Here is a 20,788-nt window from a genome sequence, read left to right as displayed (position 1 = left end):
TTCAAGCAGATAAGCAGAAAGAGCCGCCGCAATCATGGAGACAACGAATAAGGGATCCGGACTGATGGAGCCTTCGGCTAAGACCGTGCTTTTGCGGGATCTGACCCGATGGATCAGACGTCACGCCTTTGCACTGGCTTTCAGCCTGGGACTGGTCCTGCTCAACCTGATCAGCTGGCTGCTGATCTGGCTATTGCGCATCCCCGGCAGGACACGGCTGGGCCTGCCCTTGTCCGACCTGATCATTCACCAGGCGCCACATCCCGTTCATGGCCAGGGGCGTCCCTCGCTCCTGGTTCAGTTCGCACGGCTGCTGGTATCCCTGGTCATCACCCCCGGTCCTCTGCAACTGGTCATAGATGTGGCCCTGGTCCTGGTTATGCTATGCATCGCCGAGACCCGACTGGGTCGCAGGCGCACCGTGCTCGCCTCAGTCATCAGCGCGGTAGGCGGCGCGGCTATCGGTCTGGTCATCTGCACCCTGATCAATGCCCTTCAGGATCATTGGGCCTGGTTCATCCGAGTGCCCATGACACTCAGCCCCATCATCCTGGTGGTCGGATCCCTGATGGCATCCATCCCCTTCAGCGATTTCCTCTGGCGGCGCAGGATCGCCACCATAGGCTACACGGCCTTGATCCTGATGGTTTTGTATACCGGCAACCCCGGCTACTACTGCGCCCTGGCGGCAGCACTCATCGGCCACCTGACCGGCCACCTCTGGCACGGACCGGTCAAGGACGCCAATCCGCACGGCCATAGCGGCTCATACGAGACCCGCCACCTGCTGGGAGCCGTCTCCACGGTTCTGGCTCTTGGCCCACTGGTCACCGTCTCCTCCAAAATCCGTGCAGGATTCTTCACCCCGCTGGGCATGTTCCTGGGTTCGGACCCTGGCGGCAGCGCCGCCCTGTCCCGCTGCCTGGCCAAGAACAACCAAGCCAGCTGCTATGCACAGTATGGCCTGGTCGCCGGCCGAGCACCCACCAGCGTCTCGTCCTTGATCATGCCCACCCTGGTCCTGCTGGTGGTGGCCTGGGGCATCTACCATGGCCGCCGGGTTGCCGCTGTCACCAGTCTGGTCCTGAACGGCCTGACCATCGTCCTGGCTGTGCTCTACTACCTCGTTTTCCCGCTGACCATCGGCGACGGCCTGCCCCAGGCCATCCGTCACGGTGCTATTCCCTCCCTGCTGATCATCACTCTTCCCCCGCTGATTCTCAACTGTTTCTTGGCGCGCAACCTGCGCATCTTCCTGGTACGGACCAAGGCCTCACGCCTGCAGGTAGGCTGGGCAGCCATCGGTCTGGCCTTTCTGGCTACAGCCATGGGCTATCTGGCCTTCACCGCGGTCAGCCCCGGCTCCTTCCATCCCTGGCCCACCACCGGCAGGGCGCTCTCCCAACTGCCAGAGCTTTACCTGCCCAATGGGGTGGCCTCACGCTTCCGTCCGGCCCTGGCACCACGCACCCCGACGGGGATAATCATTAGCCATGGAGTCGGGCTGATCTTCTGGCTGGTGGTCCTGATAGTCCTGCTCTCCTGGATGCGCAGCTCGGTCATCCAGAACGGCAGCGAGCGCCAGGAGGCCGATCGACTGGTCGAGTACGGAGGCGAAAGCATGTCCTTCATGACCACTTGGGAGGGCAACAGCTACTGGTTCTCCCAGAGCGGCCGTTCAGCCATCGCCTACCGGCTCCTGCACAGCATAGCCCTGACCACCACTGGTCCCTTCGGCGACCCTGACGAGTATGCGGATGACCTGGACGAATTCACCCGTTTCTGCAACGCCCATTCCTGGTCACCGGTCTTCTACAGCGTCCACAAGCCGCAGCGTGATCTGCTGGCAGCCAGGGGATGGTCCAGCCTGACAGTCGGCTCGGAGATGGTGGTCACCCCCAGCCTTTGGCAGACCAAGGGCAAGAAATGGCAGGACATTCGCACAGCCATCAACAAGGCCAAGCGCGACAAGATCACCGACGTGCTGACCACATTCAACGACGCCTCCTGGGACGTCCAGTCGCAGATTGTGGACATCTCCGAGCAGTGGGCCGAGCTCAAGGCGCTGCCTGAGATGAAGTTCACCCTGGGTGGCCTGGATGAACTGAGGGATCCTCGCATGGCCATCCTCTACGCCGTGGACGACCAGGGCAAGGTGCTGGCCGTGACCAGCTGGATGCCCACCTACCGCCAGGGCCAGGTGATCGGCTGGACCTTGGACTTCATGAGGCACAGGACCGACAGCCCCAATGGAATCATGGAGTTCCTGATCGCACGGATGGCCGAACGGCTACGCGACCAGGGCACGGCGGAATTCATGAGCCTGTCGGCCGCTCCCCTGGCCGGCATGGACAGCAGCGAGGATCAGACTGCCTTCCTGCAACATGCCCTGCATATGGTGGCAGACCTGATGGAACCGGCCTATGGCTTCCGTTCGCTCTTCTTCTTCAAGAAGAAGTTCCAGCCCAGCGAGCACCCGGTCTATATCTGCTATCCCGACCCGGCTCAGCTGGCCCAGATCGGACTGGCTGTAGTCCAGGCCTACCTACCCAATCTCAAGGCTTCGCAGGCATGGGATGCCATCAAGACCATCATGCCCAAGGGCCGGGAGGATCACTGACGTCCGCCTGACCAGAGTGGCCCTGGCAGCTGCTGCACAGGCCGTAGACCTCCAAGGTGTGCGAGGAGACCGTAAAGCCATGCTCAGCTGCCACGGCCTTCAGCCAGCCATCGTCCGGCGGGCTGATCTCCACGGTCCTGCCGCAGCGTTCACAAACCAGATGGTGATGGTGTTTCCGTTGGGCCAGGCAGACCCGGTAAAGGCGAATGCCCCCATGCTCAATGCAGTCCAGGCTGCCGGACATATGCAGAGAGCCCAGTTGCCGATAAACAGTGGCCAAGCCGATTCGCTGGCCCGAATCGCGGAGAAGCCTGTGCAGCTCCTTGGCTGAGACGAAGTCGTTCTGGGACTGAAGAATCCTCCAGATAGCGTTCTTCTGCCGCGTCCGGCGGCCGACGGATGAGCCAGCGTTCATGATTAGACACACTCCTTGGGCTCCACCAAGCCTACATCCGGATTGCCGGGACAGATGTGAGGATTCGGTTCAGTCCAGGTCGGACCAGCAGCCTGTGGCCTCCAGATCCTTGGCCGTCTTCTCCAGATCGTCGGTCAGCACCGTCAGATGCCCCATCTTGCGGTCGGTGCGCACTTCGGCCTTGCCATAATCATGCAGGTACCATTCGGGGTGCTTCCCCAGCAGCCTTCTGACCGGGGCCACATGCTGGCCCAGAACGTTGACCATGACCGCCGGGCTGAGCAGACGAGGATTGGGCAGGGGCCACCCGGCGATGCCCCGGACGTGGGCATCGAACTGGTCCATGGAGCAGGCCTCAATGGTGTAATGACCGGAGTTATGGGGGCGCGGGGCCAACTCGTTGACTACCAGACCGCCATCGGGCATGACAAAAAGCTCAAGGGCCAAGGTGCCGGCCAGCTTGAAGCCGTCAGCCAAAGTCAGAGCCATGTCACGCGCGCGTTCGGCCATTTCAGGCTCGACCTGTGCCGGTGCCAGAGTCATGTGCAGGATGTTGTGACGATGCTCGTTGCGCACCATGGGGAAAGTGACATAGTCCTTCCCGTTGCCTGAGACCAGTATGGAGGCCTCGAAGGCAAAGTCCACGAACCCCTCCAGCACGGAGGGCGGGAAGTCCCGGCCCTTCATCCGCGCCTGCAGGGCCTGAAGATCATCCTTGGTGCGCAGGACCGCCTGGCCGTGGCCGTCATAGCCACCGGTTCGCGTCTTGAGCACAGCGGGCATTCCCAACTCCTCCAAGGCTGAATCCAGCTGGTCAAGACTGTCAACCTGTCTCCAAGGGGCGGTATCAATGCCATGGCGGTTGATGAAGGTCTTCTCGTGAACCCGGTCCTGGGTGACCCTGAGCAAATCAGTCCCCTGAGGGATGGCCACACGATCCCTCACCTGGTCCAGCGCATCGGCATCCACATTCTCGAACTCGTAGGTGAGCACATCGCTGCGTTCAGCAAGCCGCTTGAGGGCATCGAGGTCGCCATAGTCGGCTGTCTCCTGGAAGTCAGCAACCTGAGCCGCGGGAGCATCGGGCGTGGGATCCAACACACCGATGCGGAATCCGTGGTAGCGGGCGCTCAGGGCCATCATCCGCCCCAGCTGGCCGCCGCCCACGATCCCGATGACGGACCCCGGCTCCAGGTGATCAATCCTCCCCTTGGTCTCTTCAGACAAGCTGGGCATTGGACGCCTCCACGGATTGGGCCAGCTCGGCACGGTAGTCATCCAGGGCCTGGGCCAGTCGTGAATCATTAATGGAGAGAATTGAAGCCGCCAGCAGGCCGGCATTGGTAGCCCCGGATGCCCCTATGGCCGTGGTCGCCACAGGAATTCCGGCGGGCATCTGCACGATGGACAGGAGCGAATCAACCCCGCTCAAGGCGTGGGACTTCACTGGCACCCCAATGACCGGCAGCGTGGTCTGGGCCGCCACCATACCAGGCAGATGGGCTGCTCCTCCGGCTCCGGCGATGATGACCCCTATGCCCTGGTTCCGAGCCTGATGCGCGAACTCCGCCATGCGCCCAGGTGTGCGATGGGCGGATATCACCTCCTTGGTGTAGACGATAGCGAACCGGTCCAGCATCCGGCAGGCTTCCTTCATCGTCTCCCAGTCGCTCGATGATCCCATGATCACTGCGACGCGTGCCCCTTCATGTGTATTGTCAGCCATCGGCCCTCCAATGTTCATGCACATTTGATACTACGCAAGGCAGAGGAGAAGCCAGCCAATCGTGACGGTCCTATGGATGTAAAGGCCGGGCCTGGTGAACATCGGGTACTCAGCGTCTCCAAACCGCCGCTCCGGACCTAGAATCATTGGATTGCATGACAGAAACAGACAGGAGGGTTATGGGCAAGCTTCTGGACAGCATCGACTCCCCAAAGGATCTGAAGGTTCTCTCCTTGGAAGAGCTGAATCGACTGGCCGACGAGATCCGTCAGCTGCTGATCCGCTTCTGTCGACGTCACGGCGGCCACCTGGGCTCCAACCTGGCCACCATCGAGCCCATCATCGCCCTGCACTACGTCTTTGATATGCCTCATGATCATCTGATCTTCGATGTCTCTCACCAGGCCTATACCCACAAGATCCTGACCGGTCGGCGCCAGGCCTACACGGACCCTGAGTCTCAGGAGGATTTGTCCGGATTCACCTCGCCCAAGGAGAGCCCCTACGACGACTTCATGCTGGGGCACACCGGCACCTCCATCGGCTTGGCCTGCGGGATGGCCGCCCAGCGGGATGCGGCCGGCGGCAGGGCCAACATCATCGCCTTCATCGGGGACGGCTCCCTGAGCAGCGGGCCGGCATTCGAGGGGCTGGACTGGGCTGCAGAACAGGGCGGCAACCTGATCATCGTGGTCAATGACAACGAAATGTCCATTGCCGAGAACCACGGAGGACTCTACAAGAGCCTGGCGGCCCTCCGTGCCACCGGGGGGCACAGCTCAGACAATCCCTTCCGTGCCCTTGGACTGGACTACTGCTACGTAGAGGAGGGCAACCGTATTGAGGATCTAATCGAGGCCTTCCGTCGGGTCAAGGACATCGATCATCCGATGGTGGTCCATATTCACACCCGCAAGGGCTTGGGGTTGGGACAGGGCAGTCAAGGACAGATTGGCCCGACTTCCGTGGCCCAGAGCGATGGGAACACAGCTCATATGACTCCCCTGCCCGATTTGCCCGCCGAAGGTCCGGTGGAGGCCAACCACTGGCAGGACGGCTTGGGCTCCTTGGACCGCCTGCCCAATTCACGAAAGACTTACGGAAGAATGGCCATGCAGGCCTTGGAGTCCAGGTTCCTACAAGAGCCGGGCCTAACCGTCATCTCCCCCGCCACGCCGCTGTCCAATGGCATCGATCCTGACTTCCGCCAGCGGGCTGGAAACCACTACCGGGACGTGGGCATCGCCGAATCCCACGCGATAGCCTATGCTGCGGGCATCGCCAAGGCCGGAGGCACTCCCATTGTCGCCACCTCGGCCACCTTCTTCCAGAGGGCCTACGACCAGATTGAGCAGGAGATGGCCTTGAACGGCAGCGCTGTGACCCTGCTGGTTTTCTCCACCGGCATTGCCAAAACCGATGCCACGCATTCAGGCACGGCCGACATGGTCATGATGCGGGGCATCCCCGGACTGACCTGCCTGGCTCCGACCAGCGGGGCCGAGTTTCTGGACATGCTGGCCTGGGCCACTGGCCCGGCTCGGCAGCCGGTGGTAATCAGGGTGCCCGGCGAGCGCACACTGGCTACAGAACGGGCCGGGAAGCCGACAGCGCCGGCTCCAGATCCTTCGAAGATCGATACCGAATGCGGGTCGGACCCTGCTCCCTGGGATCGCTATCGCATCCTGCAAGAAGGTAAGACCGTAGCCGTGCTGGCTCTCGGCGATGCGCTGCCACTAGGCCGCGACCTTGCAGATTACTTGGAAAAGTCCATAGGGCTAAAGCCCACACTGGTGGACCCACATCGCTATGACCGCTTGGATGAGCAGACCCTAAATGCTCTGGCCAGCACCCACTCCCTGGTGGCCACCATCGAGGACGGTCAGCTGGACGGCGGCTGGGGACAGGCAGTGGCTGCATATTACGGACCTGCTCACATTCGCACCCTGGCCTTCGGAGCGGCCAAGGAGTTCAACGACAGGGTTCCCCAAGCCACCCTGATGGAAAGGTATGGCATGACCGTTCCTGCTATGGCTCAGGCCATCTCGGATGCCCTCGCCGACCAGGCTTCATAGATTTGACCCGCCGGTGGACCAAAGCGGGTACAATGAAAGGGTTTGGCCCCGTAGCTCAGCTGGATAGAGCAACTGACTTCTAATCTGTAGGTCGAGAGTTCGAATCTCTCCGGGGTCACCACTAGTCCTCCCTGCTTCTACCTAAGGAGTAAGGGTTCTTCGTGTTCTTGTTCATCTTGCCATAGCAGCATGCGTTACCCATGTACGGCTCTCAACGATCGCAATTGCAGAAGCAATATGGACAAGAAAGACAACCATGAACGATCGGCATCAACCAATAGATCAGCAACCAAGCGACAATCAAGACCCAGCTCAAGCGAGCCAGAATTACTCCGACTACAAGGGATAGGGCCAAGAGCCTTCCAGTCAAAGCTACGAGTCTGCTTCCCCGCAGGGGAAACATTCAACAGCTACCAACGGGTACCCGAATGCGAATCAATCTTGGCTGGCTTCGAGCACTCAGTGAGGACCACAAAATTTCTACGGGCAAACCGCATATACACCTCAACCCAACGGCACCAACGGACCGACCCAAATTCAGCCTTGGCAACTTCAGACCCAGTATGCAACGGACCGGGTATGTCGAACAAACCGAAGGTCACAGCGGCCATCCCGACTTTCTTCTTGGACGGCGTCGGCATACACAACTTACCAGGTGGAAGGCAAGGGCCTCCAGCTACAGGATTGGTCGCTCGGACCCAGTCCACAACTTCCTTATCCGCCTGAGATTCCATGGATGCTTTTGCGTCTTAGCCTTCCTGCTTGGAGACGGCAGACAATCAGAAAGGCACAGCACAGGCGACCAGGCAGGAACTATCTCTCCAAGTAGTCAAGGATCGGATCAGTCCCGAAACTTGGCAACCATCTGGATAAAAGCAATGCACGTCATTTGATCGCTTCACGACACCCGCAGGATGCCGTGAGCGCCCTTTTCGGCCAGACTCATGATGTGGTTGACTATGGAATAGTCGCCAGGCTGATCGACCTTGAGCTCTACGAAGCCGCCTTGGGCCGGCAGCAAGGGCAGGACCTGTGCTCCGGCTGATGAGTCAGCGGAATTCCCTCCTGAACCTCCGCCTATCAGATAACGGCCTTCAGTCCAGACCGTATCGAACTGGGTTCCCACGATATGGAAGGACAGCGGCTGGTTGGGGCCGGCATCCAGAACCCAGATGCGGACCCTTTGCCCCTTCTCCAGCTTGAGAGGGTGTGCATCATATTGAAAGGCTCGTCCGTTGAAGGTCATGATATCCGGGGTCATGGCCGCCACTTTTTCAGCATCGGCTGTCCCTCCATTGGATCCCAGATAAATCTCGGACTGGACCAGAACATATTCCGCAGCCACTGGTGGCAGGGTGCCATCATCCACGACCACAGCTCCATACATGCCGTTGGCTATATGGTTTGACATGGGGTCGCTGCTGCAGTGGTACATCCATATGCCAGCCCGATCAGCGGTAAAGGTGTATAGGAGCTCCTTGCCTGGTTCTATGTTGCGCATCATGGTCTGGGGAACAGCCGGGCCGGCATGAAAGTCAATGGAATGGCTCATGCTTCCCTTGTTTCTGATGGTTACTTCAAAGGTGTCTCCCACCCGGCCTCTGAGCACCGGACCCTGAGCCAAGGGCCTCGATCCCTTATCCCGCGGATCGCCCGCGTCATCGAAGCTCCAGACCGTGCGCTCAAGCCCTGCTGCAACCTGCTCCCTGCGTTCCTTGACATTCAAAGTGTATTTTCTTGTTCCAGCCCTCCCCTGGTCATCCAAGGGTGGAAGAGTGGCCTTGGCAGGTTCGCTCTTCTCAGCCTGCGCCTTGAGTTTGGCTGCTGAAGGGGCCTGGTTGCTGGTCATCTTCCGAGCGGAGGACTGCATTTGCTCGGTAGTCGTTCCACCCTTGGTCTTGACCTTGAGCTCCATGCCCATCTGACGGTGTCCTGCCAGCGAGCACCATCCTAATGTGTCGCCGCCCAGGACTCCCACATCGACCGAGACGCTCTGGCCTACAGGCACGGATCCTGTGCTCTTGCCATTGGCGAAAACCAAGTCGTGCCGCTGATCTCCGGTGTTCCGAAAATCTACAACCAGCCGGTCGCCTGCATCGATGGCGATGGTATCCGGCACAAAGGCCATCCCCTTTACCCTGATTGAAGCTCTTCTAGTGTGTCCCGTCGGCTGGATGCTCTTCGACGATGCGTCCTGAACCCCTCCAGTATTGGGCGTTGCCCCGACGGAGACAGCCAGCGCCGGCCGCAGAGCCATCAAGACCACCGCTGCCACCAAGATCAGCACAGTAGCCGAGGTGGCAACAAGGTCCGCCCGCAGGGCCAAGGTCCCAGCAAGTTCGGTATGCGAATCCTTGGGCTGGCGACGACGGTAGCGTTTGGAAGCCAGGACCTGCTTGCCACGAGCAGCCAGGTAAACCACGGTCAGCATCATGGAGAGGATTCCCAAGACATTCAGCAGGTTCCCCGCCTTCCATAAGGGTGTGTAGAGCCGGATGGCTCCAAGGAGCCTGATTAGCAAGCCAACCTGCATGAGCGCCCAAGCACCCCAGAGGAGGGGATGAAAAGGCAGAGGCCTGCGAATGACCGAGGGGACGATCATGCAGACATGGGCGATGACCATGGTCATGATGAATCCCACAGCCAAAGCATGCAGCGCCATATCGCCCCAGTAGGTGCTGGAATCCAGAGGTGCCACCATCCAGATGAGGGAAGCCAGAAGTCCCCAGGCGTAGGCCGACAGCATGCAGGTGCCCATGAATCCTGGCAGACCGCCGTGACGGAAGGTGCCCTTGGCTACGTCGTGACTGGCCATAACCAGGAGGAGCAGGCCCAGGGACAATCCCAGAAGCGGATAACCGACCGAAGGTGCCATGGCTTGAACAGGCAGCATCAGGACGGTCAGGAGGCTCAGACCCAGAATTCCCGATTCGAGACGGACACCCGAGAAGACCGCCCTGGCCAGCTCCACCCGCTCCCCGACGATGGTCAGAATCAGAAAAAAGAGCCAGGTTGGAGCCAGAACCGAGGCATCCAATCCTGCAACCCATCCAAAAGCTCCGACCAGACCCACCAGGGATCCAAGGATCTGTATGAGCACCTCTGCAGAAGGTTGCCGCCGCCAGATAGCCAGATACATGGCTGTCAAAACCAACATGGACAAAGTCCACGGAATGCCGCCAAAAAGCTCCACTCTGACCCATGCCGGGGCAGCAGCGCGGCTTGAAACCATCAGCGAAAGCAGGCAGAGCAGGGACCCCAGCAAGCCCAAGGCGGGAGCGAGAAATCCCCAGGAGGGTTTCTTGGATCCGCCACTGCGATAAGCCACTGCCCTCTCAAGACCGATGGCAGCGCCCAAAAACCCATAGACCATGAGCCCACCATGCAGATCAGCCAAGGGCACCCTGTCTGAAGGGTGGATCAGATCCGCACGAATCAGCGCCGCTATAAGGCCAAGCAGTGCAGCCAGACCTGCGCCTATGAGAAGGGCCATCCTGGACCTGGGTAAGGCTGTTTTGCCTCCGGACTTGCGCATCTTCTGGTCGCTCTGCATGGATCTGTCCGCCTTGCCCTGGGTTGATAATTGATTTGATAGTTATACAATTTAATCGATGAGTCAGGAAATTCAAGCCCGCAAGCGACGGGACCAAACCCCCTCCAGGCGAAGAAGCGGGGAAGAGATTCGCTCCGCAATCTTAGATTACCTACATACGTCAGCCGAACGGACCGGTACAGGTCTAACCGCCCAGCAAATCGGAGCAGCCTTCGGCGTCCATCCGACGACTGCTCGTTTCCATCTTGAGCATCTGGTCAAACAGGGCGAGGCAGTCCGCCAAACAAGAGACGGTGATGGTCAATCAGTCGGTCGAGGCAGACCGGCTGTCATCTACTCCCCCACATCCATGAACCACGCCAGGGAGGATATGATCTCCTCGCTTTGCACTGCTCTCGAGACTGCCTGCCCCGATACTCGGAGCAGGAATGCGGCTGCTCTGAAAGCAGGTCTGGCCTGGGGTCGGACCCTGGCCCAGCAGAGGCGGGAGCATGCAGAAAAGAGTGCGCCGTCGAGTATCGCCCAGACGCTGTTGGATGTTCTGAATACCTTGGGTTTTGCACCGGTGAGGACGGGGTCGGATTCAGCAAGTCTGTATCTGACCTCATGCCCCTTCCTGGACAGCGTCAGCAGCCATCCAATTATCTGCACAATCCATCGGGGCATGGTCCAGGGATTCGTGGAGAGCAGCAACAGCGCGACCAGGGATAGAAAGGCCCGTGTACTGCTGAAACCTCTGACCTCACCAAAAGGATGCTTCCTGAAAGTATCGAAAGCGGACAACCAATCAAGAAAGAGAGTCAAGCAATGACCTACGTAATTGCCCAGCCTTGTGTGGATGTCAAGGACAAGGCCTGCGTGGACGAGTGCCCGGTGGACTGCATCTACGAGGGTCCCAGGAACCTGTACATCAACCCCAACGAATGCATCGACTGTGGTGCCTGCGAGCCTGTCTGCCCTGTGGAGGCGATCTTCTATGAGGAGGATCTGCCGGAGGAGTGGACCTGGTTCAAGGATGCCTCCGAAGACTTCTTTGCCCAGGTCGGTGATGCCGGCGGCGCCCAAGCCCAGGGGCCCTACGATCACGACCATCCACAGGTCGCCGCCCTGCCCCACCAGGACAATTTCGTCTGCATTCAGCCAGAATCACGCGGTCAGCGCGCGGTCTGGGTCCGCAAGGATCAGACAGAATGAAGGCCGGTTCAAGCCAGGATGATCATCTGGTCTTCCCTGACTTTCTGGACCGCCCTGTAGAGGAGGCAGCCCGGATGCTTCTGGGTTGCCTGATCATCCGGGACTATGAGTCGGAGGGAAAGCAGGCCTGGGTTCGGATCGTGGAAACCGAAGCCTACGATCAAAATGATCCGGCCAGCCATGCCTACCATGGACGGTCGGCCCGCAACGATGCCCTTTTCGGTCCCAGCGGACACATGTATGTCTACTTCACTTATGGAATGCACTACTGCATGAACATCTCCTGCCAGGAGGACGGATTCGGTGCCGGCGTGCTGATTCGAGCCTGCCAGCCAGTGCAGGGTCTGGACCTTCTGCGCAGCCACAGGCACGGCCATCACCCGGACCGGGAACTGACCAACGGTCCTGCCAAGCTCTGTCAGGCCTTGGACATCGACAAGCGAAACTACGGCCATGACCTCAGAAAACCGCCCATCCGCCTGGCAGCCGCCAGTCTGGACCAGGACGAGACCATCACGGCAACCCCCCGAATTGGCATATCCCACGCCAAGGAGACCCTACGGAGGTTCGTCATCACCGGCAACCCCTACCTGTCGCGATGATTAGGCGAAGAACCTACACTTCTGACTTGTATAGCTTACGGGGTGACTTATTGCTCAATGAAGCGGGATTCGACACAGCTCTGGAAGCGAACAAGCGAGAGAATGACAGCGGCCAGCAGAGCGATGATCAGCATGCCCATGAAACTGCCGGTTACCGGGTCCAGTCCAAACGCTAATGAGAAAGCCTTGAAAGCCCAGGTGGATGCCGTAAAACCAAGGCTGGTGGTGGCCGAGAAGACCCCCATGACCAAGGGATAGCGTCTGTGCGGGGTCAGGTTGGACAGGAGGAAGGGGCAGGTGGCCATATTGATGGCACTGCCCGAACCGACCAAGAAGGCCGATAGGCAGACCAGCGGGAAGGAGCGGGTGGTCAGGAAGAGCAGGGCGCCCAAAGCCATCAAAAGGAAGGCGACCGGAATGGTCCATTGCCGGCAGACCCGCTTGATGCCGTTGATGCTAAGCCCGATCACGACCGAGGAACCCGTGTTGAACATCAAGGCCACCCCTGCTGCACTGGTGCCGCCCAAACCGTACTTAGCTATGTAGACTGCGAGCTTGTTGTACAGGACCGCGACCAGGAAAATGCTCAGAAAACCGATGAGAATGCAGGAAATGGTAGCCCACCAGCATTGTCTGCCCTTCTGCGAGGGGGATGTTTGAGACTCTGTGGCCTTTTCCGACTCCTCCTCGACTGCACCGACTCCGGGGACCATGAAGACGACCAAAACCAAGGCAGGCAAGGCCAGGAAATAGAGCCAATAGTTGTGCAGCCACCCTCCCTTGGCCAGGACACCGCCCAAGGCAAGGACCAGCATGGAAGAGCCGTCCTGAACAGCCAGGACCAGCCCCATCAGCGCCGCCAACTGCTTCCCGCGGAAGAACCTGGCCGACAGGCTCGGAAGAACTGTAGTGGCGATGCCCACGCCGAATCCGACAACCAAGGCAAACAAGAGCAGCTGGCTTACACTGCTATGCACCAAAAGGGGCATCAAGCCGCCCAGGGCGACACACAGACAACTGATACAGGCAGCGGTTCTGAAACTCATTCTGGTCAAGAGCTGACCGAATAAAAGGGCCGAAACTATGGCCGCCGAAGAGCCAATGGAGACCACCGATTCAACGGTGGAGGGATCAGCGCGAGGAAAAGATGCCTGAATGGCGGCCACGGAAGGAGAGATGATGGAGTCAAACCGCGACATGATAGCCAAGGCCATGATTCCGACCAGAACCCCAAGGTTCCGTCTGGTCAATATCCCTGTGTCCTTGGACTTAGACGCGCACGGGTCCGGTTCCACCGTTGCTGCCTCCCTCTCAATGTCAGCGGCACCATTCCTGGTTGATGGTGGGTAGTCTACTCCAGCAGCAGGGCCATGCCAACCAACACGACGAGGAAGAGCAGATTAAAAGCAGTATAGATTTTCAGGTACTCACCTTTCTTGCTCGGATACTGCTTGACTACAGCCTTGTAGGAGATCAGCGACGCCATTGAAGCGACCAGGGTTCCGAGCCCGCCCAGGTTGGTGCCCAGAATAATTGAGCGCCAGGCTGTCGAAAAACCTGAGACCAGGAGTGCTGTGGGCACATTGCTGATGACCTGGCTGCACAGGACCGAGGTAATCAAAGGGTGGATATTGACCAGGCCGCTGACCAGGTTATAAAACTGGGGAATCCTCCTGGCATTGCCTATGAAAATGAAGAAAGCCACGAAGGTCAGCAGCAGTCCCCAGTCCACATGCAGAAAGACCCGCCTGTCGCAGATCAGAAAGGTTACAACCACCACCAGGACCATGGTCCACTGGGGAATCAGCTTGGCCACACCGAGCAGGCAGACAAGAAAGAGAAGGAGGTAGATGGCGATGCGCCATCCGCTGGACTGCTGCATCTCCTTGACCTGAGGCTGTATCCCCTCTTCCCGGGGCGCTAGAATGCTGTGACGAATCTCTTGTGCATCCATGCCCTCGAACTTATCCAAATGCTGATTCCTGAAGGCGAACCAGCAGCACACGAAGAGCATCAGGGCCGCCACCAGAGCGTAGGGCGCCATAAGGAGGAGGAACTCCCCAGTAGGCATCTCGGAGCGGGCCTTGAGGTATAAGTTGTGGGCATTGCCAATCGGCGTCAGCATGCTGCCCACATTGGCACCCAGGGTCATCAGGGTGACGATCAGCAGAGCATGGCTTTCCAGACCGGCCATGATGAGCACAGCAATGGCGAAGGGCACGAAAGTAACCAGGGCTACATCGTTCGTGATGAACATACTGGAGAAGAAAGGCAGGGAAACCAGGACCAAGGCCAGGCCTCGCACCGAGCGGACGCGACTCAGCAGACCGGCACCAATGGCATGGAAGACCCCAATCCGCTGAAATCCGCAGACCACCATCATCAGGGAACCCAGCTGGGTAAGGGTATTGACGTGGATGTAGCCCAGATACTGTCGGTCGGGAGGAATGAGAATGCAGGATACGAGAGCGATGACTGCCGCGACGACCAGGACGGTCTCGTTTTTCAGCAGTCCGATCACCCGATGTTGCATGGTCACCTCCGGCGAACGAATTCCCCACTTAGTTTACGCGCCCGCCCGTGGCTTACAGGGCCTCTGTTGACGCTATTTTCCGCTCCTGAACCCGGGGTCGGGACACTCGGCGCTACTGACGGCTAGTCTGTCTGGCCCCGACTTTTGACCCTTGTCGGACAGTCACAGAGTCGGATGCCCATTAAACATGAACAGGGGTCCTGCGAATAGGTTGCACCCGCAGGACCCCTGTCAGATGGCAATATTACTTGTCATCCATTCGTTCCGGATCGGGAATCAGGTAGGACAGGGCCAGGGCAATCAGCACCAGCACTCCGCCTCCGATCATGGCGGCAACATATCCAGCGCGGGCTCCCCCGGACGCCGCCAGGCCGCTCATGAATGCGTAGAGGACCGCATAGCTTAGGCCTGAGCCCAGGTTGAAGGCTCCGGCGTTGAGTCCCGGCAGGTACCCGGTATTGTCCGCAGGAGACAGGACCACGCCCAACCCATTGAGCATGATATTGGCCGTCCCTGCATAGGAGACACCCAGGATCAGGGAGAGGAGCACCAGACTCCAGATGCTGGGAACCAGACAGACGTAGATGCCGAAGACCAGTCCCAGCACGCTTACTAGCTGACCGACTCTCAGGACCTTGATGTAGCCAAAGCGTGAGGCCAGCATCCCGGCAACCGGACCAAAGACCAGACCGACCAAGGCATAGGGGGTCAGCGTCGCAAAGGAGACGATGCTGGCCTTCAAGCCGACACCTACCTCGCCATCCTGGGCAAGGGCCGGAACGATCCCGTTCATGATGGCGAAGACACCGACCATGGTGGTGAGAGTCGTCAGCAGAAGTCCCCAGGTGCGCCGCTGTCTGAGATAGGTGGTGGTGACCATGGGTGCTGACGTTGTGCTTTCAACTTTCCAGAAGATCGCGAAGAAGACCGCGGCCACCAGGATCTCGACAACCACCAGTAGCCAGCGCGCCTGGGCAAGCTTCTCGACCTCATTGATAGCCAGGTATGCGGCCAGGAAGGCGATGCAGAGGAAGACCACACCTGCCCAGTCCATGCGGGGGCGATCGTCTGCATAGCTCTCGCGGGCGAAGAGGGCCACCAGGAGTACGGCGATCACAGCAATGGCCACCATGAACCAGAAAACCGAGCGGAAACCGAAAGTACCAGCCAGCCACCCGCCTAAGATGGCATCCACGCCGCCGATGCCGCCGTTGACCGCCGTCAAAACGGCCATGAGCCTGGCGTATCGGGCCTCATCAGTCACCTCGGCATGCAGCATGATCAGGGTCATAGGCACGACCGGACCGGCCACCCCCTGAATGACACGACCAATCATGAGCACCGTCACATTCGGTGCCAGAGCGGAAACCACGCATCCCAGCGCCGTCAAGCTCAGCATGCCCAGCAGCACCTTCTTGCGGCCGGCAAGATCGCCCAGCCGAGGCAGGAAAAGGGAGAAGACCGCGCAGGAGGTGAAGAACACCGTCTGGGTCAGACCAATGCTGGAGCTGCTGGCATTGAGCTCGTTCCCCATGGTCGTCAGAGCCGGCGAGAGCATGGAGGCGTTGAGCTGGAAGGCGAAGACGGCGGCCATCAGGGCAGTCATCAAGGCGACGATGGAAGAGCCTGAACCGCCAGCGGTTGTGGTGGTGGGCTTGTCAGTCTTGGGTGCGGCTGTGTTCGAAGTCTTCATTGATCTCATCCAATCGCTGTGATGGCCTTGACCACCAGGTCCCAGAATCCCTGGAAGTCCAGCTTGACGGCCACCTGGGTGTGGCAGTCCTCAGCTGAGGGCTCAGGGCCGCGCAGATCGGCCACGGTCATCCCGCAGGTCAGGTCCCCACGCAGCTCCACATCAACCGGGCAACGACGGGTGCTCACAATAGAGGGGTCGATCAGATAGGCCACAGTGCATGGATCATGCACGGGCGGGTCCACGAAGTCCTGGTTATCCTGGTAGGACTTGCGGAAGAAATCCATCAGCCCGCTTACAAAGTGGGCCAGATCGGTGCCGATGCCCTCTATGCGCTGCTGGACCTCGGGGGTGCACAGGGCCTGATGAGTCAGATCCAGCCCCACCATGGTAACCGGCCAGGGCTCGTTGAAGACTATGTGCGCGGCCTCGGGATCCACCTTGATGTTGAATTCAGCGACAGCACTCCAGTTGCCCACATGGTAGCCGCCACCCATGAGCACGACCTCACGGACGCGGTCGACAATGCGGGGTTCCTTGCGGACGGCCATGGCGATGTTGGTCAGGGGTCCGGTGGGGACCAGGGTCACTGTGCCTGGCTCCTCGCGCATGATGGTCTCGATGATCCAATCGACGGCGTGGCCAGGATCCAGGGGCCTGGTAGGTTCAGGCAGCTCGACACCGTCCAGACCAGTCTGGCCATGGATGGAGGCGGCCACCTCCTGTGGACGCACCAGCGGCCTATCACATCCGGCGTGGACCGGCACCTGGCGCGCATGAGCCTTCTCCAGCACAGCCCTCGCATTATAGGTAACCTTGTCCAGACTCTGGTTGCCGCCAACCGTAGTCACTCCGATCAGGTCGATCCGCGGATCACCTACTGCCAGAAGGATAGCCACCGCATCGTCATGACCTGGATCGCAGTCCAGGATGATCTTGCGCGTCGTCATATACTCGCCTACGCCTTTCTCATGGATATGTCCTGGGCCATGGACCATGGCCCAGGACATGATACCCCTGATTGGCCTTGAAACGATGTAGGCGCGTTAGGCTGGGTCGGGACCGGAGGTGGCGAATCCACCCACTGCCCAGGCCAGTCGATCCCGAAGCTCGGGGTCCACCGCGAATAACCCCAATCCGTGCACCCCTCGTTTGAGCAACACGTTGAACTCGTGCCGAAGATTATCCACAGGGTCCATCTCCTGCTCCGACCGCCGATTGGTCGCCAGTGTGTTGCAACTGAGCTTCGGTTCGAATTCGACCTTTCCATTCCTGTAGGTGACCGAGGGCCCGATGATGACTCCCGCATAGTTGAGGTCAAAACCTTGGATGGTGAAGATGGAGCCGACCTCATCAATGGTGAAGGGCAGCTCGGCCCAGGCGATCCGGTGATTTGCAGCAGAGTTTCCCTGCTCCTCATACAGTTCGTAATTCCAAGGCATGGCGAATTCACCATCCCCGTCCTGACCCTCTTCGGCCCACACCCACTGGCCTGAATCCCCTTGGCGCAGTACAACCTGCCAGTGATGGGAGGGATCCTGTGGGTCCGGGTGATTCTGGCTGCTGTAAGGCCAGTCATAGGTGGCCAGGAGTCGGCAAAGGCCCAAGGAACCCTCTCCCCTTTGCTCTTGGTCCTTTTGGCGAATGAACTTTCTCAAAGCCTTAGGCGAATCGAAAACCTTGATCTCATAAGGATGCTCCCAGGGATCCGGATGCAGTTGGCCAATGGTGCCATCCTTAGCTGTCATCCGATCCAGCCAGGCGCAGGTTGCAGGATCAGCTTGGATACGCATCTGTTGATCCAAATGAACATGACTGACCTGGAAGATATCCTCGCGTGAATGCTGACCGTCCCTTGACTTTTCGCGAATGAGCATGGGTTGCGAAAAGGTCTTGTCATGCTCAGAACCCGTCAACCCCAGAAGCCGACTTTCCTGAGCATCTACGAACTGGGATCCACGCAAGACCTGTTCCGGGTCGAAGACCACGATGGCTACTTTTGCCCGCCGCAGAATGTCGTAAAGCTGGTTGCTTCCGGAGTAGCTCTGCGACCCTTGCGTCAGCAGCAGGTGCGCCTCGTCAACCAGCACCACATCCGCCTTCGCCTCGACGCTATTCATAGGGTCTGCCGCCCTGCCTGTGGACCGGCCATTTCGATGAGTGTGCTTGCTGAACCGGTTGATGAACTGGACAGCGCCAACAACGCACTGGCCGCGCTTCTTCTGCAGTCCCAGCTTCAGAGCCATTTGGTTGTAGACATTGGCCTGCTCGGCCTGGTTGACAATGATGTAGGAACGCTGTCTGGCATTTGCCGAACGGTTATCGTCCTTGCCGTCCAAGTTCCCATAGATGCCATATCTGGCACATATCTGATAGAAGAGATGGCTAAGCAAAACGGTCTTGCCAGTTCCTGACATGCCCTGAACGACTATGACTCGAGTATGGGCTTTATCGTTGATCCGAACCGGGCCTATCGATTCTGTCATCGAGTGGAAACCCTCGCCGGGGTTTTGAATAATGACCGACTCCAGCACATGCAGAACAGCTTCTTCAGCTCGCCGTTGTTCGTCGGTGAGCTTGCGGAAGGGCGAGGCCTTGAACAGGGCGGAGTCCAGGATGGCCTTCTCTTCCGGAAACAGATCAGGCTCCATTTCATGCAGGATCTGCCAAGCCTTGGAAAAGATGCTGTCGAATTCATCGCTGGTGTAATACATGTCTTGAGCGTTAGTTCTACGGTTCATAACCAGCTTGACTGCATCGACGCTCTGCATATACCCCATCAACCGATTTTCCATATCCAGGGTCAGGGACTTGTTGAGGTGGCGATCACCGATGATGTACTGGCAGACCCTGTCTCGGTGATTGCGCATGAATCGCACCAGGCGTTCCCAATCCGTGCGGGTTCGTGGATCCAGCTCGATGTGCTGCCTGGTCCGAGAACGAATGTCATTGGTTTCCCCGACGTAAACCACGTAAGGGGGTCCACCGCCATGTTTTTTGCTGCTGTCCCTTTCATCAGCAGAGACAATATATACAGTGGGATAGCGTAGGAACAGCTCCTCAAGCAGCCTCTCCTCCAAATGACTGCCCTGACTGCCAACAGCTTTCGCCTGCTTGTACTCTGCAATAGCCTTGGAAAAATCCTCATCTCTAAAATCGCCATAGGGCAGAGTCATCACAACAGGCTGCGGCGCGCTTGATGAATCCATGTTTTTCACTATGCCACGAACCCATACCAATCTAATGGCAGGAGGGCCGGCTGATAGGCTCGAAATCATGATCAGCAAGGAAACAGAAACAGCGGTGATGAATTTTGTACACGAGCGCGACTGGGATCAATTCCACACGCCCGCCAACCTGGCCAAATCAATTTGCATCGAAGCTGCCGAGCTCTTGGAATGCTATCAGTGGGGGGACGATCCCAGGGACGGAGATGAAGGCCACGTAACCGACGAGCTGGCTGACGTGCTCACCTATTGCATCCAGCTGGCGGATCGGCTGAATCTGGACATGGATCAAATTATCATGGATAAACTGCAGAGGACGGCCGAAAGGTATCCGGTGGCCACTTCACGCGGCTCCAGCCGAAAATACCGCCCCCTGCAGTAGTCAGATTGAGTCAGCAGGTCTGCGCAGCCGACGACCCCAATCGTCCGAGTCGCTTGGCGATTAGTGCAGACAGATCATCCAGGGTGACTCCAACATAGCTCTTCATGGAAGCGAACTGAGGGCCTGATGAGGTGTCGACCGGGTTGGTGCCGGTATAGGCCACAGTGGTGGCTCCTGATGCCACAGCCGAAGTGATGCCGGTCAAGGTATCCTCGAAAGCCAAGCAGGAGGTCATCAAATCAGGGCTGTTGATGCCAACCAGACTGCCCGCATGCAGATAGGGCGCAGGGTCGGGCTTCTGCGCCAGCCCATCGTCCCCGCAAACATAGTCGGCAAAAGCCCCCTCGGGCGCCTTGGCAACCACTGCCTGGGCCATGCGGCGTGGCGAAGTAGTGACCAGAATCGAGGGAATGCCGGCCCCAACCAGGTCTGTCAGGATAGTGCGAACACCTTCAATCCAAGGCATGTGACGCTCCTCCATGGCAATGACCCCATCAATCAACAAATCTGGAATCTGATCCTCAGGAAGGTCAAGACCACGCTCCCGCATCAACCTTGCCACGGTGGGCAGAGGTTTGCCGGAAACCTGCCAACCCATGTCGGCATTCCAGTCTCCCCCATGCTCGCGCACTAGATCAACCTCCGCCTGATGCCAGTAGGGCTCTGAATCGATCAAGGTTCCGTCCATGTCCCAAAAGACCGCGAGCGGTCGGCCACTCACAGCAGACCGGGCTTTGTCAGTCGACCCGGCACGACTTTCTTCCATTT

At 58.9% G+C, this 20,788-nt stretch carries 16 protein-coding genes and 1 tRNA gene; 7 read left to right on the top strand and 10 right to left on the bottom strand.

The window, feature by feature from the left end; genetic code table 11:
- Window positions 1–34: 34 nt before the first annotated feature.
- Entirely contained in the window at window positions 35–2,620 is a 2,586-nt protein-coding gene (locus tag CI603_RS04350) for a bifunctional lysylphosphatidylglycerol flippase/synthetase MprF (RefSeq protein ID WP_121913178.1), read from the top strand.
- Here CI603_RS04350 and CI603_RS04345 read toward each other — a convergent pair.
- The 3 genes from CI603_RS04345 to purE all read right to left on the bottom strand — a co-directional run bounded on the left by CI603_RS04345 (window position 2,592) and on the right by purE (window position 4,761).
- On the bottom strand, window positions 2,592–3,035 hold the full coding sequence (locus CI603_RS04345; RefSeq protein WP_046323168.1) for a Fur family transcriptional regulator: 444 nt from the start codon (window positions 3,033–3,035) through the stop codon (window positions 2,592–2,594). The two genes, CI603_RS04350 and CI603_RS04345, sit on opposite strands and share 29 nt — an antisense overlap.
- A gap of 69 nt (window positions 3,036–3,104) precedes the next feature.
- The gene (gene purK, locus CI603_RS04340) at window positions 3,105–4,271 is read right to left on the bottom strand and encodes a 5-(carboxyamino)imidazole ribonucleotide synthase (RefSeq protein WP_121913177.1); all 1,167 of its coding nucleotides are present in this window, start codon (window positions 4,269–4,271) and stop codon (window positions 3,105–3,107) included.
- On the bottom strand, window positions 4,255–4,761 hold the full coding sequence (purE, locus tag CI603_RS04335; RefSeq protein ID WP_121913176.1) for a 5-(carboxyamino)imidazole ribonucleotide mutase: 507 nt from the start codon (window positions 4,759–4,761) through the stop codon (window positions 4,255–4,257). The genes purK and purE overlap by 17 nt, the downstream gene beginning before the upstream one ends.
- A 179-nt stretch (window positions 4,762–4,940) precedes the next feature.
- On the opposite strand from purE, the gene CI603_RS04330 reads away from it, so the two are divergent.
- Window positions 4,941–6,836 carry a 1-deoxy-D-xylulose-5-phosphate synthase gene (locus CI603_RS04330; RefSeq protein WP_121913175.1) on the top strand — a complete coding sequence of 632 codons (1,896 nt, stop codon included), beginning with the start codon at window positions 4,941–4,943 and terminating at the stop codon, window positions 6,834–6,836.
- 44 nt (window positions 6,837–6,880) lie between these two features.
- Window positions 6,881–6,957, top strand: a tRNA-Arg gene (locus CI603_RS04325).
- A 777-nt stretch (window positions 6,958–7,734) separates the two neighbouring features.
- On the opposite strand, the gene CI603_RS04320 is transcribed toward CI603_RS04325, so the two are convergent.
- On the bottom strand, window positions 7,735–10,389 hold the full coding sequence (locus CI603_RS04320) for a multicopper oxidase domain-containing protein (protein ID WP_259465471.1): 2,655 nt from the start codon (window positions 10,387–10,389) through the stop codon (window positions 7,735–7,737).
- 58 nt (window positions 10,390–10,447) lie between these two features.
- Here CI603_RS04320 and CI603_RS09255 point away from each other — a divergent pair, with 58 nt between their 5' ends.
- From CI603_RS09255 to CI603_RS04305, 3 genes are read left to right on the top strand one after another with little or no spacing between them, the layout of a single operon-like run.
- Entirely contained in the window at window positions 10,448–11,200 is a 753-nt protein-coding gene (locus tag CI603_RS09255) for a metalloregulator ArsR/SmtB family transcription factor (protein WP_121913174.1), read from the top strand.
- The gene (gene fdxA, locus CI603_RS04310) at window positions 11,197–11,583 is read left to right on the top strand and encodes a ferredoxin (protein ID WP_029678651.1); all 387 of its coding nucleotides are present in this window, start codon (window positions 11,197–11,199) and stop codon (window positions 11,581–11,583) included. The genes CI603_RS09255 and fdxA overlap by 4 nt, the downstream gene beginning before the upstream one ends.
- Window positions 11,580–12,185 (top strand): DNA-3-methyladenine glycosylase, encoded by a 606-nt coding sequence (locus CI603_RS04305; protein WP_121913173.1) that lies wholly within the window; start codon window positions 11,580–11,582, stop codon window positions 12,183–12,185. Before fdxA ends, CI603_RS04305 begins: the two co-directional genes overlap by 4 nt.
- A 47-nt stretch (window positions 12,186–12,232) precedes the next feature.
- On the opposite strand, the gene CI603_RS04300 is transcribed toward CI603_RS04305, so the two are convergent.
- The 5 genes from CI603_RS04300 to CI603_RS04280 form a co-directional block, all read right to left on the bottom strand.
- Window positions 12,233–13,435, bottom strand: coding sequence for an MFS transporter (locus CI603_RS04300; RefSeq protein WP_121913172.1), 1,203 nt, complete (start codon window positions 13,433–13,435; stop codon window positions 12,233–12,235).
- A gap of 101 nt (window positions 13,436–13,536) precedes the next feature.
- Window positions 13,537–14,718, bottom strand: coding sequence for an SLC13 family permease (locus CI603_RS04295; protein WP_121913171.1), 1,182 nt, complete (start codon window positions 14,716–14,718; stop codon window positions 13,537–13,539).
- A 244-nt stretch (window positions 14,719–14,962) separates the two neighbouring features.
- Window positions 14,963–16,324, bottom strand: coding sequence for an MFS transporter (locus CI603_RS04290; protein ID WP_232346978.1), 1,362 nt, complete (start codon window positions 16,322–16,324; stop codon window positions 14,963–14,965).
- A gap of 92 nt (window positions 16,325–16,416) precedes the next feature.
- A complete protein-coding gene (locus CI603_RS04285) occupies window positions 16,417–17,361 on the bottom strand; it encodes a nucleoside hydrolase (protein ID WP_046323844.1) in 945 nt (314 codons plus the stop codon).
- Window positions 17,362–17,457: 96 nt separating this feature from the next.
- A complete protein-coding gene (locus CI603_RS04280) occupies window positions 17,458–19,383 on the bottom strand; it encodes a DNA/RNA helicase domain-containing protein (protein ID WP_220702256.1) in 1,926 nt (641 codons plus the stop codon).
- Window positions 19,384–19,687: 304 nt separating this feature from the next.
- On the opposite strand from CI603_RS04280, the gene CI603_RS04275 reads away from it, so the two are divergent.
- Complete coding sequence (locus CI603_RS04275; protein ID WP_121913168.1) at window positions 19,688–20,020, top strand: nucleotide pyrophosphohydrolase; 333 nt, start codon at window positions 19,688–19,690, stop codon at window positions 20,018–20,020.
- A 10-nt stretch (window positions 20,021–20,030) separates the two neighbouring features.
- Here CI603_RS04275 and CI603_RS04270 read toward each other — a convergent pair whose 3' ends face one another.
- The gene (locus CI603_RS04270; RefSeq protein WP_259465470.1) at window positions 20,031–20,786 is read right to left on the bottom strand and encodes an HAD family phosphatase; all 756 of its coding nucleotides are present in this window, start codon (window positions 20,784–20,786) and stop codon (window positions 20,031–20,033) included.
- Between the last annotated feature and the right edge of the window lie 2 nt (window positions 20,787–20,788).

Source organism: Bifidobacterium sp. wkB338 (assembly GCF_003688325.1).
Classification (GTDB): Bacteria; Actinomycetota; Actinomycetes; order Actinomycetales; family Bifidobacteriaceae; genus Bombiscardovia; species Bombiscardovia polysaccharolytica.
Note: the sequence above shows the minus strand (reverse complement) of the source record. Positions and strands in the feature narration are given on the sequence as shown.

What these genes read in the sequence shown, in the direction of transcription:
- CI603_RS04330 (WP_121913175.1), top strand. Translation starts at nt 4,941, where the DNA reads ATGGGCAAGCTTCTGGACAGCATCGACTCCCCAAAGGATCTGAAGGTT.
- CI603_RS04295 (WP_121913171.1), bottom strand. Translation starts at nt 14,718, where the DNA reads ATGCAACATCGGGTGATCGGACTGCTGAAAAACGAGACCGTCCTGGTC.
- CI603_RS04320 (WP_259465471.1), bottom strand. Translation starts at nt 10,389, where the DNA reads ATGCAGAGCGACCAGAAGATGCGCAAGTCCGGAGGCAAAACAGCCTTA.
- CI603_RS04305 (WP_121913173.1), top strand. Translation starts at nt 11,580, where the DNA reads ATGAAGGCCGGTTCAAGCCAGGATGATCATCTGGTCTTCCCTGACTTT.
- purE (WP_121913176.1), bottom strand. Translation starts at nt 4,761, where the DNA reads ATGGCTGACAATACACATGAAGGGGCACGCGTCGCAGTGATCATGGGA.
- CI603_RS09255 (WP_121913174.1), top strand. Translation starts at nt 10,448, where the DNA reads ATGAGTCAGGAAATTCAAGCCCGCAAGCGACGGGACCAAACCCCCTCC.
- CI603_RS04270 (WP_259465470.1), bottom strand. Translation starts at nt 20,786, where the DNA reads ATGGAAGAAAGTCGTGCCGGGTCGACTGACAAAGCCCGGTCTGCTGTG.
- fdxA (WP_029678651.1), top strand. Translation starts at nt 11,197, where the DNA reads ATGACCTACGTAATTGCCCAGCCTTGTGTGGATGTCAAGGACAAGGCC.
- CI603_RS04350 (WP_121913178.1), top strand. Translation starts at nt 35, where the DNA reads ATGGAGACAACGAATAAGGGATCCGGACTGATGGAGCCTTCGGCTAAG.
- CI603_RS04345 (WP_046323168.1), bottom strand. Translation starts at nt 3,035, where the DNA reads ATGAACGCTGGCTCATCCGTCGGCCGCCGGACGCGGCAGAAGAACGCT.
- CI603_RS04290 (WP_232346978.1), bottom strand. Translation starts at nt 16,324, where the DNA reads ATGACTGCCCTGATGGCCGCCGTCTTCGCCTTCCAGCTCAACGCCTCC.
- CI603_RS04285 (WP_046323844.1), bottom strand. Translation starts at nt 17,361, where the DNA reads ATGACGACGCGCAAGATCATCCTGGACTGCGATCCAGGTCATGACGAT.
- CI603_RS04275 (WP_121913168.1), top strand. Translation starts at nt 19,688, where the DNA reads ATGATCAGCAAGGAAACAGAAACAGCGGTGATGAATTTTGTACACGAG.
- purK (WP_121913177.1), bottom strand. Translation starts at nt 4,271, where the DNA reads ATGCCCAGCTTGTCTGAAGAGACCAAGGGGAGGATTGATCACCTGGAG.